Annotated in this window: 13 protein-coding genes and 1 pseudogene; 7 read left to right on the forward strand and 7 right to left on the reverse strand. The window is 72.3% G+C overall.

The annotated features are described in order from the left end of the window. Together EBH09_RS12960 and EBH09_RS12965 are read left to right on the forward strand one after the other, a co-directional pair. A pseudogene (locus tag EBH09_RS12960) lies at window positions 1–443 on the forward strand (hypothetical protein); the annotation flags it as partial. Window positions 444–592: 149 nt separating this feature from the next. Then, on the forward strand, window positions 593–1,426 hold the full coding sequence (locus EBH09_RS12965; RefSeq protein ID WP_121747102.1) for an endonuclease: 834 nt from the start codon (window positions 593–595) through the stop codon (window positions 1,424–1,426). Between the two features lie 12 nt (window positions 1,427–1,438). On the opposite strand, the gene EBH09_RS12970 is transcribed toward EBH09_RS12965, so the two are convergent. Genes EBH09_RS12970 through EBH09_RS12980 form a run of 3 tightly spaced genes read right to left on the reverse strand, consistent with a single transcriptional unit; the run spans window position 1,439 to window position 5,638 of the window. Continuing rightward, window positions 1,439–3,124: a thiamine pyrophosphate-binding protein gene (locus tag EBH09_RS12970; protein WP_121747103.1), complete on the reverse strand. Its 1,686-nt coding sequence runs from the start codon at window positions 3,122–3,124 to the stop codon at window positions 1,439–1,441. Beyond that, entirely contained in the window at window positions 3,121–4,110 is a 990-nt protein-coding gene (gene speB / locus EBH09_RS12975) for an agmatinase (protein WP_121747104.1), read from the reverse strand. The genes EBH09_RS12970 and speB overlap by 4 nt, the downstream gene beginning before the upstream one ends. Window positions 4,111–4,162: 52 nt before the next feature. Continuing rightward, a complete protein-coding gene (locus EBH09_RS12980) occupies window positions 4,163–5,638 on the reverse strand; it encodes a sodium:solute symporter (RefSeq protein ID WP_121747105.1) in 1,476 nt (491 codons plus the stop codon). Window positions 5,639–5,821: 183 nt separating this feature from the next. Between EBH09_RS12980 and EBH09_RS12985 the strand changes: the two genes are divergently transcribed. Both EBH09_RS12985 and EBH09_RS12990 read left to right on the forward strand, forming a co-directional pair. Continuing rightward, window positions 5,822–7,399 (forward strand): PucR family transcriptional regulator, encoded by a 1,578-nt coding sequence (locus EBH09_RS12985; RefSeq protein ID WP_193776266.1) that lies wholly within the window; start codon window positions 5,822–5,824, stop codon window positions 7,397–7,399. A 61-nt stretch (window positions 7,400–7,460) separates the two neighbouring features. Then, a complete protein-coding gene (locus EBH09_RS12990; RefSeq protein ID WP_121747107.1) occupies window positions 7,461–8,249 on the forward strand; it encodes a phosphatase in 789 nt (262 codons plus the stop codon). Window positions 8,250–8,279: 30 nt separating this feature from the next. Here the strand turns inward: EBH09_RS12990 and EBH09_RS12995 are convergent, their stop codons facing one another. From EBH09_RS12995 to EBH09_RS13010, 4 genes are all read right to left on the reverse strand, one after another. Next, window positions 8,280–9,263: a cation diffusion facilitator family transporter gene (locus EBH09_RS12995; protein WP_121747108.1), complete on the reverse strand. Its 984-nt coding sequence runs from the start codon at window positions 9,261–9,263 to the stop codon at window positions 8,280–8,282. A 4-nt stretch (window positions 9,264–9,267) separates the two neighbouring features. Beyond that, a complete protein-coding gene (locus tag EBH09_RS13000; protein WP_121747109.1) occupies window positions 9,268–10,140 on the reverse strand; it encodes an acyl-CoA thioesterase II in 873 nt (290 codons plus the stop codon). A 10-nt stretch (window positions 10,141–10,150) separates the two neighbouring features. After that, complete coding sequence (locus EBH09_RS13005; RefSeq protein ID WP_121747110.1) at window positions 10,151–11,308, reverse strand: acyl-CoA dehydrogenase family protein; 1,158 nt, start codon at window positions 11,306–11,308, stop codon at window positions 10,151–10,153. 114 nt (window positions 11,309–11,422) lie between these two features. Next, the gene (locus EBH09_RS13010; protein WP_121747111.1) at window positions 11,423–12,022 is read right to left on the reverse strand and encodes a TetR/AcrR family transcriptional regulator; all 600 of its coding nucleotides are present in this window, start codon (window positions 12,020–12,022) and stop codon (window positions 11,423–11,425) included. A 96-nt stretch (window positions 12,023–12,118) separates the two neighbouring features. Between EBH09_RS13010 and EBH09_RS13015 the strand changes: the two genes are divergently transcribed. From EBH09_RS13015 to EBH09_RS13025, 3 genes are read left to right on the forward strand one after another with little or no spacing between them, the layout of a single operon-like run. Beyond that, complete coding sequence (locus tag EBH09_RS13015; RefSeq protein ID WP_121747112.1) at window positions 12,119–13,735, forward strand: carboxyl transferase domain-containing protein; 1,617 nt, start codon at window positions 12,119–12,121, stop codon at window positions 13,733–13,735. A 36-nt stretch (window positions 13,736–13,771) separates the two neighbouring features. Next, a complete protein-coding gene (locus EBH09_RS13020) occupies window positions 13,772–15,709 on the forward strand; it encodes an acetyl-CoA carboxylase biotin carboxylase subunit (RefSeq protein ID WP_121747113.1) in 1,938 nt (645 codons plus the stop codon). Next, on the forward strand, window positions 15,706–16,674 hold the full coding sequence (locus EBH09_RS13025) for a hydroxymethylglutaryl-CoA lyase (RefSeq protein ID WP_121747114.1): 969 nt from the start codon (window positions 15,706–15,708) through the stop codon (window positions 16,672–16,674). The genes EBH09_RS13020 and EBH09_RS13025 overlap by 4 nt, the downstream gene beginning before the upstream one ends.

The raw sequence follows: 16,674 nt of genomic DNA on the forward strand, positions 1-16,674 counted from the left end.
GCGACGTCGGGAAGGCGGGCGGTACACCCCCGAACGGCACACCCCCGGGCAGCGGCTCGGGCACGGACGACGGCACGGACGGAGCGAGCAGTGAGCTGATCGCCTATCTGAAGAAGCACCGGGACGGCGCCGAGTGGCTCGTCGCGGTGTCGAGTTCGCAGAGCGCCGCGCAGCTCATCCTCAGCAGCGGCCAACCCGTCATCTCCATGTGGGGCTGGTCCGGCAGCGACAACGCCATGACCCTCACCCGCCTCAAGGAGCTTGTGCGGACGGGCGAGTTGCGCTACGTCCAGGTCGGCGGCGGAGGCACGGGCGGTGGTACGGGCGGCGGCTCAGGAGTCAGCTCCGAGGTGGCCCAGTGGGTCCAGGAGCACGGCACAGCCGTCGAGGAGGCGGAGAGCACGTCGGCTGTCTACCGGCTGGACCCCTCGGACGTGGACTGACCCGGCCGCATCCGGCACGACGGGCCCCCGACCACGACGGCCGGGGGCCCGTCGTCACGCAATCGCCACGTTCCGTACACCCCGCCTACAACATGTCCATGTCACGCTCGGTTCACCGTTCCACTACTCGCGTAGATCGGACACCCCACATGCTCGCGATACGCATACGGCGCCGGAAGACCGCCGTCCTCGCCACAGCCGCCGCACTCGCCGGCCTCGCCGCCCCCTCCCTGGCCGCCACCCCGGCCACCGCCACCGCAACGGCAACGGCAACGGCAACGGCAACGGCAACCGACTACGACTCGACGTACTACGAGGACGCGATCGGCAAGACCGGCGCAAGCCTCAAGTCGTCCCTCCACACGATCATCAGCGACCAGACCAAGCTCTCGTACTCGGCGGTCTGGGACGCGCTGAGGAACACCGACCAGGACCCGGCCGACAGCGGCAACGTGATCCTGCTCTACTCGGGCATCTCCCGCAGCAAGTCGCTGAACGGCGGCGACACCGGCGACTGGAACCGCGAGCACGTGTGGGCCAAGTCCCACGGCGACTTCGGCACCTCGACCGGGCCCGGCACGGACCTGCACCATCTGCGCCCAGAGGACGTCCGGGTCAACGGCGTCCGGGGCAACAAGGACTTCGACGACGGCGGCAGCGGTTTCACCGACGACGGCGGCAGCCTCACCGACTCCGACTCCTTCGAGCCCCGCGACGCCGTCAAGGGCGACGTGGCCCGCATGATCTTCTACATGGCGGTCCGCTACGAGGGCGGCGACGGCTGGGCCGACCTGGAGGTCAACGGCAGCGTCGACAACGGCAGCAGCCCGTACATCGGCAAGCTCGACGTGCTGAAGCAGTGGAACGACGAGGACCCGCCGGACGCCTTCGAGGAGCGGCGCAACCAGGTCATCCACGACTCCTACCAGCACAACCGCAACCCGTTCGTCGACCACCCGGAGTGGGTCGAGGCGATCTGGTAGGCCCAGCCGCCCTCAGTCCAGGTGCGTCGGCGCGAACATGCGCAGTACGGCGGGGAGGACGACCACCGAGGGCCCCGGTGCGGCCAGGGCCTTCGCGAGGTCGGCCTCCAGCGCCTCCGGCGACGTACGCACGCCCGGCACGCCGAACGACTCGGCGAGGGCCACGTAGTCGGGGCGGGTCAGTTCCGTCGCCGTCGGCTGCCCGAAGGCGTCGGTCATGTACTCCCGCAGGATGCCGTAGCCGCCGTCGTCGACGATCAGCCAGGTGACGTTCAGGTCGTACTGGCGGGCGGTGGCCAGTTCCGCGATGGAGTACAGGGCACCACCGTCGCCGGAGACCGCCAGGACCGGGTGGGTGGGGTCGGCCGCCGCGGCTCCCAACGCCGCCGGGAAGCCGTAGCCGAGGCCGCCCGCGCCCTGGGCCGAGTGCATGGTGTTGGGGGCCTTGGCGTCGAAGGCCGACCACGCCCAGTAGGCGAGGATGGTCATGTCCCAGAAGGACGGGGCGCCGGCCGGAAGGGCCCGGCGGACGGCCGCCAGTACGTCCTGCTCCAGGGTGAGTTCCTGGGACGCGACGCGCTCGTGGACCTTGTCCAGCACGGCCCGTACGCGTTCCGGGGCGGCGGGGTCGGTGCGTTCGTCCACCGTCTCCAGCAGGGCCTGGACGGCGAGGCGGGCGTCGGCGTGGATGCCGAGCGCCGGGTGGTTGGATTCGAGTTTGCCGAGGTCGGCCTCGATCTGGACGACGCGGCCGCGCGGCTTGAACGTGTGGTAGTTCGAGGAGAGTTCGCCGAGGCCGGAGCCGACGACCAGGAGTACGTCGGCGTCCTCCAGGAAGTCCGTCGTGTGACGGTCCTCCAGCCAGGACTGGAGGGACAGGGGGTGCGTCCACGGGAACGCGCCCTTGCCGCCGAAGGTGGTGACGACCGGGGCCTGGAGCCGCTCCGCCAGTTGCCGCAGCTTCTTCGACGCGTCCGCCCGGACGACGCCCCCGCCCGCGATGATGGCGGGGCGCTCGGCGCGGGAGAGCAGGTCAGCCGCGAGCGCCGTGAGTTCGGGGCGCGGGGGCAGTTCCTCGGGGAAGGCGTCGCCGCCGGTCACGACGGGGATCGGTGTCTCGGACAGGAGGACGTCCTGAGGGATCTCCACCCAGACCGGTCCGTGCGGGGCGGTCAGCGCCGACGTCCACGCCTCCGCGATCGCGGACGGGATCTGGGACTGGGTGCGGACGGTGTGGACGGACTTCACCACGCCCCGGAACGACGCCGCCTGGTCGGGGAGTTCGTGCAGGTAGCCGTGGCGTCCGCCGCCCAGGCCCGCCGTCGGGACCTGGCTGCTGATCGCCAGCACGGGGGCGGAGGCCGCCCGTGCCTCCTGGAGCGCGGCCAGGGAGGTGAGGGCTCCCGGGCCGGTGGACAGGAGCAGCGGGGCCGCCTCACCCGTGATCCGACCGTACGCGTCCGCCGCGAAACCGGCGTTGTTCTCCACCCGCAGGCCGATGTAGCGCAGGTCCGAGCGGCGCAGCGCGTCGAACATGCCGAGGGCGTGCTGGCCGGGCAGGCCGAAGACGGTGGTCGCGCCGAGCCCGGCCAGGGTCTCCACGACCAGGTCTCCGCCGTTGCGGCCGGGGGGAGGGTTGAGCGCGGCCTCCGTCTGGGCGGCGGTCGGACGGAGCACCAGGTCGTGGTCGTGGGTCACTTGGTCTCGGTCTCCTGGTCCGTCGTGCGCGCCTGGGCGATCTGGCGGCTCATGATGGTGGTCAGTTCGTACGCCGTGTGGGAGGCCGCGACCGAGGTGATCTCCGCGTGGTCGTACGCGGGGGCCACCTCGACGACGTCGGCCGACACCAGGTTGCAGGATGCCAGGCCGCGCAGGATCTCCAGCAGCTCGCGGGAGGTCATGCCGCCGGCCTCGGGGGTGCCGGTGCCGGGGGCGTGGGCGGGGTCCAGGCAGTCGATGTCGATGGAGATGTAGAGGGGACGGTCGCCGATGCGCTGGCGGAGCTGGTCGGCGACCTCGTCGGCGCCACGTCGGTAGACGTCGGCGGAGGTGACGATGCCGAAGCCCATCTTCTCGTCGTCGGTGAGGTCCTGCTTGCCGTACAGGGGGCCGCGGGTGCCGACGTGGGAGAGGGCGGAGGTGTCGAGGATGCCCTCCTCGACGGCGCGGCGGAACGGGGTGCCGTGCGTGTACTCGGCGCCGAAGTAGGTGTCCCAGGTGTCGAGGTGGGCGTCGAAGTGGAGCAGGGCGACCGGGCCGTGCTTCTTGGCGACCGAGCGGAGCAGCGGGAGGGCGATGGTGTGGTCGCCGCCCAGGGTCATCAGCCGGGCGCCGGTGCCGAGGAGGTCGTCGGCGGCGGCCTCGACGGTCTCGACGGCCTCGTTGATGTTGAAGGGGTTGACCGCTATGTCACCGCCGTCCGCGACCTGGGCGAGGGCGAAGGGAGAGGCGTCCTGTGCCGGGTTGTAGGGGCGCAGCAGGCGGGAGGCCTCGCGGATGGCGTTGCCGCCGAAGCGGGCTCCCGGCCGGTAGGAGACGCCCGAGTCGAACGGCACGCCGACCACGGCGACGTCGGCGGTCCCGACCTCGTCGAGGCGGGGCAGCCGGGCGAAGGTCGCGGGACCCGCGTAGCGCGGGACGCGGGAGGAGTCGACGGGGCCGCGGGGCGTCTCGTTGCTGCTCATGTACTGCCTTCCTTCTTACGCTTCGTCGCGTATGTACTACTGCGGTCCGACTCTACTGGTGAGCCGGGACCGCCGGTTCGGACCGGGGTTCGGGAGCCCGTCCGGCGAGGCGTTCGCGCCAGGCGGTGAGGATCGCCTCGTCGGTGGGGCGGGTGGCCAGGGAGACGGCGACGTAGACGGCGAGGGAGGCCGGCAGGCCGTAGTAGACGGGCTCGTTGGCGAGGATGCCGTAGGCGGCCATCAGACCGACGACCGCGAGTCCGCCGACCGCTACGGCGGCGAGGGCGCCCTGTGCGGTGCCGCGCTTCCACAGCAGCCCGCCGAGGATGGGGACGAGGAGGCCGCCGACGAGGAGGTTGTAGGCGACGGTGAGGGCCTCGACGACGTCGTTGAGGGCGATGGCGATGAGGATCACCGCGACGCCCATGGCGAGGATGAAGGCGCGGTTGCCCTTCACCTCGTCGTGCTCGCCCTCGCCCTCCCCCTCCGGCTTGCGGATCACGCCGCGCAGCCGGGACCAGATGTCGTTGTTGGCGACGGTGGCGCAGGCGATGAGGGCGCCGGAGGACGTGGACATCACGGCGGCCAGGGCGGCGGCCAGCACGAGTCCGCGCACGCCCATCGGCAGTTCGTCCTTGACGATGGTGGCGAAGGCGTCGTCGGGGCTGCCGAGCTTGGGGTAGAGCACCTTGGCGGCGGTGCCGATGACCGCACCGGCGACGGCGTAGACGAGGCAGTAGGTGCCGGCGATGGTGCCGCCCCACTTTGCGGTGCGGTCGCTGCCCGCGGTGAAGACGCGCTGCCAGATGTCCTGACCGATGAGCATGCCGAAGGTGTAGATCAGCACGTAGGTGAAGATGGTCTCGCCGCCGACGCCCAGCGGGTCGAAGTACGAGGTCGGCAGCTGGGCCTTCATCTCGCTGAAGCCGCCGGCCTTGACGACCGCGATGGGCAGCAGCAGGAGCAGTACGCCGATGGTCTTCACCACGAACTGCACCATGTCGGTGAGCGTGATGGACCACATGCCGCCGAGCGTGGAGTAGGCGACGACGATCGAGCCGCCCAGGATGATCGCCAGGGTGCGGTTCACGTCGAAGAGGACGTCGAAGATGGTGGCGTAGGCGATGGTGGAGGTGACGGCCAGCATCAGGGTGTACGCCCACATGACGACGCCGGAGATGACGCCGGCCCTGCCGCCGTAGCGGAGGTCGAGCATCTCGGAGACGGTGTAGACCTTCAGGCGGGCGATGCGCGCGGAGAAGAAGACGGACAGCGCGAGCAGGCCGAGGCCGATGGTGACGACCATCCAGGCGCCGGACAGTCCGTACTGGTAGCCGAGGCCGACGCCGCCGATGGTGGACGCGCCGCCGAGGACGATCGCCGCCATGGTGCCGGAGTACATCGCGGGGCCGAGACGGCGTCCGGCGACGAGGAACTCGCTCTTGGACTTGGCGCGGCGCATGCCCCACCAGCCCATGGCCAGCATCCCGGCGAGATAGACGACGATCACTACGTAGTCGACGGCCATGGGGGCCTCCTTCGCCTGTGTCGGTGGCGTGTCGTGCGGTGGGGAGTTGTCCGGTGGCTGGTCGCGGGGACATCCGCCCGTACCCGCGGCCGCCGGTCGAGGTTGACACTAGGTGGCTGAAAAGCGGCTGCGAAGTGTACGTTTCATCCAGTCGGCAGCACTTGGATGGAGGAAACGTCCACCATGCAGGAATCGGCCGTTCCGCCCACGCCTCCCACTCCCCCGGTGTCCCTCGCGGCCCTGCTGTCCCGCGAGGACCTGGCCCTGCGGCAGCTCGCGGGACCCCCGGCCGCGCAGGTGACGGTCCACTGGGCGCACACCTCGGAGATGTCCGACCCCTTCCCGTACCTGCTGGGCGGCGAGCTGCTGCTGACCGCGGGCGTGCACATCCCGGAGGGGGCGGACTCGGGGACGTACTTCGACGACTACGTCTCGCGGATCGTGGCGGCCGGCGGCGCCGCGCTCGGCTTCGGGGTGGCGCCGGTGCACGACACCGTGCCGGGGGCGCTGGTCGCGGCCTGCGAGGCGTACGGGCTGCCGCTGGTGGAGGTGCCGCCGAGGACGACGTTCTCCGGTGTGGCCCGCGCGGTGTGGCAGCTGATGGCGCGGGCCCGGCTCGCCGAGCTGCGCCGGGTCTCCGAGGCCCAGCAGGGTCTGGCAGCCGCGGCCTCCCGTCCGGACCCGGTGCCGTCGGTACTGCGCCGGCTGGCGACCCGGCTGGACGGGCGGGCGGTGCTGTACGGGCCGGAGGGCGCGGAGATCGCGGCGGCGGGGCGGGAGCCCGGGGGCGAGGTGGGGCGGGCGCTGGCGGAGCTGGCCCGGTACGTCACCGGCCACGCCTCCAGCACCGCCACGGACACGGTCGCGGGCACCCGTCTCGCCGTGTACGCCCTCGGCACCGGGCAGGGCTTCGTCCTCGGGGTGGCGGCCCCGCACCGGGAGTCCGGGGACCACACCATCGCGTCGGTCGCCGCCGTCCTGCTCTCCCTCCTCACCGGCGAGCACCAGAGCGGCACGGGCGCGGCCCGCTCCTCCGCACTCGTACGGCTGCTGCTGGGCGCCCGCCCCGAGGAGGTCGCGCCGCTGCTGGGCGGAGGGGGCGGCGAGGGCGTCACCCAATGGCACGTCGTGCACGCCCGCCCCGCCACCGGGGCCCCCGACCCGGTCTCCGCCTCCGCGCTGGGCACGGCTCTCGGCTCCCCACTGGTCGACACGGACGGGGACGTCGTACGGGTGCTCGTACCGGCCATCCGGCACGCCGGCGCGGAGGGAGGATCCGGGGCCGGGGCCGACGCGGGCCCCGCACCCGCGACCGACCCGGAAGCCGGGGCCGGAGGGCCCGCGGCCGTCACCGGGCCGGCCGCTCAGCCCGGCTGGACCCTCGGCGTCAGCTCCGCCGTCGCCCCCGCCGAGTGGCCGGCCGCCGACGCCCAGGCGGCCCGCGCGCTGGCCCGGGCCGGGGCCACCCGGGTGCCGCTGGTCCGGCACGGCGCGCGGCCGGCGCTGGCCGACCTCGTGCCGGACGGCGAGGCCGAGGCGCACGCGCGTGCGCTGCTCGCGCCGGTCGCGGCGGTTCCGGCGCTCACCGAGACGCTGCGCGCCTGGCTCTCCCTGCACGGCAGTTGGGACCGCACCGCCGTCGCCCTGTCCGTGCACCGCAACACCGTCCGGCAGCGCATCGCCCGCTGCGCGGCCCTGCTGGACGCCGACCTCGACGACCCGGACGTACGGATGGAGTTGTGGTTCGCGCTGCGGAGGTGACCCACGTCGCAGCGGGCGACATGCCCAAGACGCCGACTGTCGGCTGCCTCACAATGGAGCCATGCCGATACCCGGGACACCCAGCCGCGCCGAACTCGCCGAACACCTCGTCAGAACCCGTATCGCGGGCGACGTCGCCACGCCCCGCGAGAACAACCTCTCCCACTACCGGAAGCTGGCGAACGGCGACCGCAACTTCTGGCTCGGCCTGGAGCTGGGCGACCGCTGGAGCGACGAGCAGGATGTGCTGGCGGTGATGGCGGAGCGGGTCGGCGTCAACGACGACCCGGAATACCGGTACGGCCAGGACACCATCGACCCGGAGCTGACCGTGGCCGCGCTGGAGCGCATGGCCGGGCGGCTGCGCAAGGCGGCCGACGGCGGGCAGCGCGTGCTGTTCGCGACCGGTCACCCGGGCGGTCTGCTCGACGTGCACCGCGCCACGGCCGACGCGCTGCGCACCGCCGGATGCGAGATCGTCGTGATCCCGGAAGGGCTGACGACGGAGGAGGGGTACGTCCAGCAGTTCGCGGACGTGGCCGTGCTGGAGCACGGCGCCTCGCTGTGGCACACCCATTCCGGTGAACCGATGAAGGCCATCCTGACCGGTCTGGAGCGCGCGGGCCGTCCGCTGCCCGACCTGGTCGTCGCCGACCACGGCTGGGCCGGTTACGCCGCTCAGCACGGCGTCGACTCCGTCGGATACGCCGACTGCAACGACCCGGCGCTCTTCCTCGCCGAGTCCGAGGGCACCCTCCAGGTCGCGGTGCCGCTGGACGACCACGTGGTCAGCCCGCGCTACTACGACCCGATGACGGCGTATCTGCTGACGGAGGCGGGACTCAAGTAGCCCCGCCGGTCCCGCACGCCCGCCGACCCCTCATGGCCAGGGGTTGAGCCCTTCCGAGCGGCGCTGCGCGAACCCGGGCGTCGGGTCCAGGTAGACCCGGCGGACGATCGGGAACTCCTCGCGCAGCCGCTGCTCGGCCCGCTCGCACGCCCACTCGATCTGCGCCGCCGTCGCCACGTCCCGGAAGTCGACCTTGGCGGCGACCAGCGCCTCCCGCGGGCCCTGCACGAGGGTGGTCAGCTCCAGTACGGCCTCGATGTGTTCGACGGCCACCAGTTCCGCCCGGACGCGGTCCCGCACGGTGCGGGGCAGCGGCCGGCCGATGAGGAACCCGGCGTTGGCGCGGCCGAGCACCCAGGCGACGTAGAGCAGCAGGGCGCCGATGCAGAGCGAGGCGACGCCGTCCCAGACGCCGGAGCCGGTGAGCTGCCCGCCGAGCAGTCCGCCCGCGGCCAGCAGCAGGCCGGCGAGGGCGGCGGAGTCCTCCATGACGACGGCCTTCACGGCGGTGTCGGGGGTGCGGCGCAGATAGCGGCCGAAGGGCACCTTGTAGTGGCGGGCCTCGCCGCGCGCCTGCTTCAGGCCGGTGCGCAGGGAGTAGCCCTCCAGGAGGAAGGCGACGGCCAGGACGAGGTACGCCACCAGCGGGTCGCCGGGTTCCTCGCCGTGGGTGAGGGAGTGCACGCCGTCGTAGAGGGCGAAGACCGCGCCGCCGACGAAGGTGGCGACGGCGGCGAGCAGGGCCCAGATGTAGCGTTCGGGGCCGTGGCCGAGGGGGTGGTCCTCGTCGGCGGGACGGGCGCCGCGTCTGAGTGAGGTCAGCAGCAGGACCTCGGTGACGGTGTCGGCGACCGAGTGCGCGGCCTCCGACAGCATCGCGCTGGACCCGCTGAGCACGCCGGCCACCGCCTTGGCGATGGCGATGCCCAGATTGGCGAGGGCGGCGACGATCACCGTGAAGGTGCTGTCGCCGCCGCCGTCGGTCACATGCCGTTCGCGCACGGGTTCGGCCATGCCCTCAGTGTTCCCTCGGGACGCGCACCACACCTTCCTGGATGACCGAGATGGCGAGCCGCCCGTCCTGGGTGTGGATCCGGGCCTGGCCGAGACCCCGGCCGCCGGACGCGGACGGCGACTGCTGGTCGTACAGCAGCCACTCGTCGGCACGGAAGGGCCGGTGGAACCACATCGCATGGTCCAGCGAGGCCCCGACGACGTCACCGACGGCCCAGCCGCCGCGGCCGTGCGCGAGCAGGACCGAGTCGAGGAGGGTCATGTCGGAGACGTAGGTGGCGAGGACGACGTGCAGGAGGGGGTCGTCCGAGAGCTTGCCGTTGGTGCGGAACCAGACCTGGGAGTGCGGCTCGCGGGGCGTGCCGAAGTCGCCGAAGGGCGGGTCGTCGACGTAGCGGAGGTCGACTGCCGCGCGGGCCTCCACGAAGCGTTCGACGGTCTCTGCGGGCAGGTGCGGGTAGCTCCGCAGCCGTTCCTCGCCGGTGGGGAGGGTCGCCGGGTCCGGTGCGGGCGGCATCGGGGCCTGGTGGTCGAGGCCCTCCTCGTACGTCTGGAAGGACGCCGACAGGGTGAAGATCGGCTTGCCGTGCTGGACGGCGACGACGCGGCGGGTGGTGAAGGAGCGGCCGTCACGCAGGCGGTCGACGTTGTAGACGATGGAGGCGCCCGGGTCGCCGGGGCGCAGGAAGTACGCGTGCAGGGAGTGCGCGTGCCGGTCCTCGGGGACCGTGCGGCCGGCGGCGACCATCGCCTGGGCCGCCACCTGCCCGCCGAAGACCCGGGGGACCACGGCGGAGCGGGAGTGGCCGCGGTAGATGTCCTCCTCGATCCGCTCGAGGTCGAGCAGATCGAGGAGGGACTGGAGTGCTTCGCTCATGCCCCGTGGGTCACAGGCCCATGTTCTTCGCGATGATCATCTTCATGACCTCGCTGGTGCCGCCGTAGATGCGGTTGACGCGGTTGTCCGCGTACAGGCGGGCGATCGGGTACTCGTTCATGTAGCCGTAGCCGCCGTGCAGCTGGAGGCAGCGGTCGATGACCCGGTGCGCGACCTCGGTGCAGAACAGCTTGGCGCTGGCGGCCTCGGCGGGGGTGAGCTCGCCGGCGTCCAGGGCCTCGGTGGCGCGGTCGGCGACGGCCTCGGCGGCGTCCACCTCGGCCTGGCAGGCGGCCAGCTCGAACTTGGTGTTCTGGAAGTGGGCGACCGGCTTGCCGAAGACGGTGCGGTCCTGCACGTACTGCTTGGCGAAGCGGACTGCGGCCTTGGCCTGGGCGTAGGCGCCGAAGGCGATGCCCCAGCGCTCGGAGGCCAGGTTGTGGCCCAGGTAGGAGAAGCCCTTGTTCTCCTCGCCGAGCAGGTCGTCGACGGGCACCTTGACGTCGACGAAGGCCAGCTCGGCGGTGTCGGAGGTGCGCAGACCCAGCTTGTCCAGCTTGCGGCCGACCGAGTAGCCCTCGGACTTGGTGTCCACGGCGAACAGGGAGATGCCGTGGCGGCGGTCCTCGGCCGTGGGCGCGGCGGTGCGGGCGCAGACGATCACCTTGTCGGCGTGCACGCCGCCGGTGATGAAGGTCTTGGCGCCGTTGAGGACGTAGTGGGTGCCGTCCTCGGAGAGCTTGGCGGTGGACTTCATGCCGGCGAGGTCGGAACCGGTGCCCGGTTCCGTCATCGCGATGGCCCACATCTCCTCGCCGCTGACGAACTTCGGCAGGAAGCGCTTCTTCTGCTCGTCGGTGGCCAGCATCTTGATGTACGGCAGGGCGAGCAGCACGTGCACGCCGGAGCCGCCGAAGGTGACGCCCGCGCGGGCGGTCTCCTCGTAGTGGACGGCCTCGAACTTGTGGCTGTCCATGCCCGCGCCGCCGTACTCCTCCGGCACGTTGATGCCGAAGATGCCCAGCTCGCCGAGCTTGTAGTAGAACTCGCGCGGCGCCTGGCCCGCGGCGAACCACTCGTCGTAGACGGGGACGACCTCGGCCTCGATGAAGGCGCGCAGGGTCTCCCGGAACGCCTCGTGGTCCTCGTTGAACACCGTACGGCGCACCGCGCCACCTCCAGGGTACGTATCTAAGCGCTTGCTCAGACTTCACCGTACCGGCGGGTAGGTAGAGGCGTCCAGAGTGGGGCGTGGGTAACCCTCGTCACTCCCCCGCCCCCTTCAGCCGGCGGCCACCGCCGCGAACGCCCCCCGCGCCATCCGGTGCAGCAGCGTCGCCGTCACCGCGCGGCCCGGCAGGGAGCCGGGGCGGCCCAGGTGCGGGGTGGAGTTCAGCAGGCCGAAGACCGAGTGCACGGCCGAGCGGGCACTCGGTTCCGACACCGCCGGGTAGACCTCGCGCACCACCCCGACCCACAGCTCGACGTACTGCCGCTGGAGCTGCCGCACCATCTTGCGGTCGGCGTCCCGCAGGCGGTCCAGCTCGCGGTCGTGCAGGGTGATGAGCGGGCGGTCGTCGAGTGCGAAGTCGATGTGCCCCTCGATGAACGAGTCGAGGACCGCCTCGGGTCCGGTCACCCCGTCCGCCTCCGCCAGCCGCCGCTTCGCGCCGGTCAGCAGCGAGTCGCTGATCCCGACGAGCAGCTCGGCGAGCATGGCGTCCTTGCCCGCGAAGTGCCGGTAGAGGCCGGGGCCGCTGATCCCGACGGCGGCACCTATCTCGTCGACGCCGACACCGTGGAAGCCGCGCTCGGCGAAGAGCCGGGCGGCCTCCTTGAGGATCTGCTCGCGGCGGGTGGGGGCGTCGGTTCTCGTGGCCATGGAGTCAATTCTAGACAGGGAGGTTAGCGGTCGTTAACCTGGAGGAAATGCGTTAACGCTCATTAACTGATCGACCATCGGTGAGGGGACCGCAGGATGCACGAGGCACCGGAGCTGACGACGGCGGCAGATCCCGCCTCCGAGGCCTTTCGGGCCAACGAGGAGGCGCACCGCGTCCTCGTGGAGGAGCTGCGCGCCAAGCTCGCGGCGGCCCGGCTCGGCGGCGGCGAGCGGGCGCGGGCCCGGCACACCGCGCGCGGCAAGCTGCTGCCGCGCGACCGCGTGGACACGCTGCTCGATCCGGGTTCGCCGTTCCTGGAGCTGGCGCCGCTCGCGGCCGACGGGCTCTACGACGGACAGGCCCCGGCCGCCGGCGTCATCGCCGGTATCGGGCGGGTGAGCGGCCGGGAGTGCGTGATCGTCGCCAACGACGCCACCGTCAAGGGCGGCACGTACTACCCGATGACCGTGAAGAAGCACCTGCGGGCACAGGAGGTGGCGCTGGAGAACCGGCTGCCGTGCCTGTACCTCGTCGACTCGGGCGGCGCCTTCCTGCCGATGCAGGACGAGGTCTTCCCGGACCGCGAGCACTTCGGGCGGATCTTCTACAACCAGGCCCGGATGTCCGGCGCCGGCATCCCGCAGATCGCGGCCGTCCTCGGCTCCTGCACGGCGGGCGGCGCGTACGTCCCCGCGATGAGCGACGAGGCGGTGATCGTCCGCAACCAGGGGACGATCTTCCTGGGCGGCCCGCCCCTGGTGAAGGCGGCCACCGGTGAGGTGGTCACGGCGGAGGAGCTGGGCGGCGGCGAGGTCCACTCGCGCGTGTCCGGCGTGACCGACCACCTGGCCGAGGACGACGCGCACGCGCTGCGGATCGTGCGGCAGATCGTCTCCACGCTGCCCGAGCGCGGCAAGCTCCCGTGGGGTGTGGAGCCCGCCGTCGAGCCCAAGGTCGACCCGCACGGCATGTCCGGCGCGGTCCCGGTCGACTCCCGCACCCCCTACGACGTACGCGAGATCATCGCGCGCGTGGTGGACGGCTCCAGGTTCGCCGAGTTCAAGTCCGAGTACGGGCAGACCCTCGTCACCGGCTTCGCCCGCGTCCACGGCCACCCGGTGGGGATCGTCGCCAACAACGGCATCCTCTTCTCCGAGTCGGCCCAGAAGGGCGCCCACTTCATCGAGCTGTGCGACCAGCGCGGCATCCCGCTGGTGTTCCTGCAGAACATCTCCGGGTTCATGGTCGGCAGGGACTACGAGGCGGGCGGCATCGCCAAGCACGGCGCCAAGATGGTGACGGCGGTGGCGTGCACGCGCGTGCCGAAGCTGACGGTCGTGGTCGGCGGGTCGTACGGCGCGGGGAACTACTCGATGTGCGGGCGGGCGTACTCGCCGCGCTTCCTGTGGATGTGGCCCAACGCCAAGATCTCCGTCATGGGCGGCGAGCAGGCCGCGTCCGTACTGGCCACGGTCAAGCGGGACCAGCTGGAGGCGCGCGGGGAGGACTGGCCGGCCGAGGAGGAGGAGACCTTCAAGGCGCCGATCCGTGCGCAGTACGAGCATCAGGGGAACGCCTACTACGCGACCGCCCGCCTGTGGGACGACGGGGTGATCGAGCCCGCCGACACCCGGCAGGTGCTGGGTCTGGCCCTGACCGCGTGTGCCAACGCGCCACTGGGCGACCCCCAGTTCGGCGTCTTCCGGATGTGAGGAGGGGACTCGATGGGAAGCCCGATGGGGAGCTCGATGTTCGACACGGTACTGGTGGCCAACCGCGGTGAGATCGCGGTGCGTGTCATCCGGACCCTGCGCTCGATGGGCGTGCGCTCGGTGGCGGTCTTCTCCGACGCCGACGCGGACGCGAGGCACGTGCGGGAGGCCGACGAGGCGGTACGGATCGGTCCGGCGCCGGCGGCGGAGAGCTATCTGTCCGTCGAGCGGCTGCTTCAGGCGGCGGCCCGGACGGGGGCACAGGCCGTCCATCCCGGGTACGGCTTCCTCGCCGAGAACGCCGGTTTCGCCCGGGCCTGCGAGGAGGCGGGGCTGGTCTTCATCGGACCGTCCGCCGACGCCATCGCCCTGATGGGCGACAAGATCCGCGCCAAGGAGACGGTGAAGACGGCCGGGGTCCCGGTGGTACCCGGCTCCAGTGGCAGCGGGCTGACGGACGCGCAGCTCGCCGACGCCGCCCGCGAGATCGGCACGCCGGTGCTGCTCAAGCCGTCGGCCGGTGGCGGCGGCAAGGGCATGCGGCTGGTGCGGGACGCCGCCGTGCTCGCCGACGAGATCGCCGCCGCCCGCCGCGAGGCCCGCGCCTCCTTCGGCGACGACACGCTGCTCGTGGAGCGGTGGATCGACCGGCCCCGGCACATCGAGATCCAGGTCCTGGCCGACGGCCACGGAAACGTCGTGCACCTGGGCGAGCGCGAGTGCTCGCTGCAACGCCGGCACCAGAAGATCATCGAGGAGGCGCCGAGTGTGCTCCTCGACGAGGCGACCCGTGCCGCGATGGGCGAGGCGGCCGTGCAGGCGGCCCGCTCCTGCGGCTACCGGGGCGCGGGCACGGTGGAGTTCATCGTGCCGGGCAGCGACCCCTCCCAGTACTACTTCATGGAGATGAACACCCGCCTGCAGGTCGAGCACCCGGTGACCGAGCTGGTCACGGGAGTGGACCTGGTGGAGTGGCAGCTGCGGGTGGCGGCGGGCGAACCGCTCGGCTTCGCGCAGGAGGACGTCCGGCTGACCGGGCACGCGGTCGAGGCCCGGCTGTGCGCCGAAGACCCCTCGCGCGGCTTCCTCCCGTCCGGCGGCACGGTGCTGCGCCTGCACGAGCCCGAGGGCGACGGCGTCCGCACCGACTCCGGCCTCAGCGAGGGCACCGAGGTCGGCAGCCTCTACGACCCGATGCTGTCCAAGGTGATCGCGTACGGCCCCGACCGCGCCACCGCCCTGCGCAGGCTCCGGGCGGCCCTGGCCCGGACGGTGACGCTGGGCGTGCAGACCAACGCCGGGTTCCTGCGCCGGCTCCTCGCGCACCCGGCGGTGGTGGCGGGCGAGCTGGACACCGGGCTGGTGGAGCGCGAGGCCGACGGTCTCGTCACCACCGACGTGCCGGAGGAGGTGTACGAGGCGGCGGCGGCCGTACGGCTGGACGCGCTGCTTCCGCGCGGGGACGGCTGGACGGACCCGTTCTCGGTGCCGAGCGGCTGGCGCATGGGCGGCGAGCCGAAGCCGGTCGCCTTCCACCTGCGCGTCACCGACCCGGTGGAGCACACCCCGCGCGGCGCCCACACCGTCACCGAGGACCACGTCGCCGTCACCCTGGACGGCGTCCGGCACACCTTCCACCGCGCCGCCGACTGGCTCGGCCGCGACGGCGACGCCTGGCACGTGCGCGACCACGACCCGGTCGCCGCCTCCCTCACCGGCGCCGCGCACGCGGGCGCCGACTCGCTGACCGCGCCCATGCCGGGCACGGTGACGGTGGTGAAGGTCGCCGTCGGCGACGAGGTGACCGCCGGGCAGAGTCTGCTGGTCGTGGAGGCGATGAAGATGGAGCACGTCATCTCCGCCCCGCACGCGGGCACGGTCGCCGAGCTGGACGTGGCGCCGGGCACGACGGTCGCCATGGACCAGGTACTGGCGGTCATCACGCCGGCGGAGGACACGGAGGAGACGGCATGAACGCCCCCGAACCGGACCTGCCCATGGTCGTACCGGCGGACGGCCTGCCCGCCCGCGTCCGCATCCACGAGGTCGGCGCCCGCGACGGCCTGCAGAACGAGAAGGCGACCGTCCCGGCGGAGGTGAAGGCGGAGTTCATCCGCCGCCTGGCCGCCACGGGCCTGACCACCATCGAGGCGACGAGCTTCGTGCACCCCAGGTGGGTTCCCCAACTGGCGGACGCGGAGCAGCTCTTCCCGGCGGTCGCGGACCTGCCGGTCGACCTGCCCGTCCTGGTGCCGAACGAACGCGGCCTCGACCGCGCGCTCGCGCTCGGCGCCCGCCGCGTCGCGGTCTTCGCCAGCGCCACGGAGTCCTTCGCCAAGGCCAACCTCAACCGGACGGTGGACGAGGCGCTGGCCATGTTCGAGCCGGTGGTGGCGCGGGCGAAGGACGCGGACGGCGTTCACGTACGGGGCTACCTGTCGATGTGCTTCGGCGACCCCTGGGAGGGCGCCGTGCCCGTCGAGCAGGTGGTGAAGGTGTGCCGGGCCCTGCTGGACATGGGCTGCGACGAACTGAGCCTGGGCGACACCATCGGGGTGGCGACCCCGGGGCAGGTGAGCGCCCTGCTCACCGCGCTCACGGAGGCCGGTGTGCCGGTGAGCGCCCTGGGCGTGCACTTCCACGACACCTACGGCCAGGCCCTGTCGAACACCTACGCCGCCCTGCGGCACGGCGTGACCACCGTCGACGCCTCCGCCGGCGGACTGGGCGGCTGCCCCTACGCGAAGTCCGCCACCGGCAACCTCGCCACCGAAGACCTCGTGTGGATGCTGCGCGGCCTCGGCATCGACACCGGGGTCGACCTCGGCTCTCTCGTCGCCACCAGCGTCTGGATGGCCGCCCACCTGGGCCGACCCAGCCCGTCCCGCACCGTCCGGGCCCTCGCGGGCCCGGGCGACGACTCCGACCAGGAGAAGTGA

The organism is Streptomyces sp. E2N166 (assembly GCF_003671715.1).
GTDB lineage: Bacteria > Actinomycetota > Actinomycetes > Streptomycetales > Streptomycetaceae > Streptomyces > Streptomyces thinghirensis.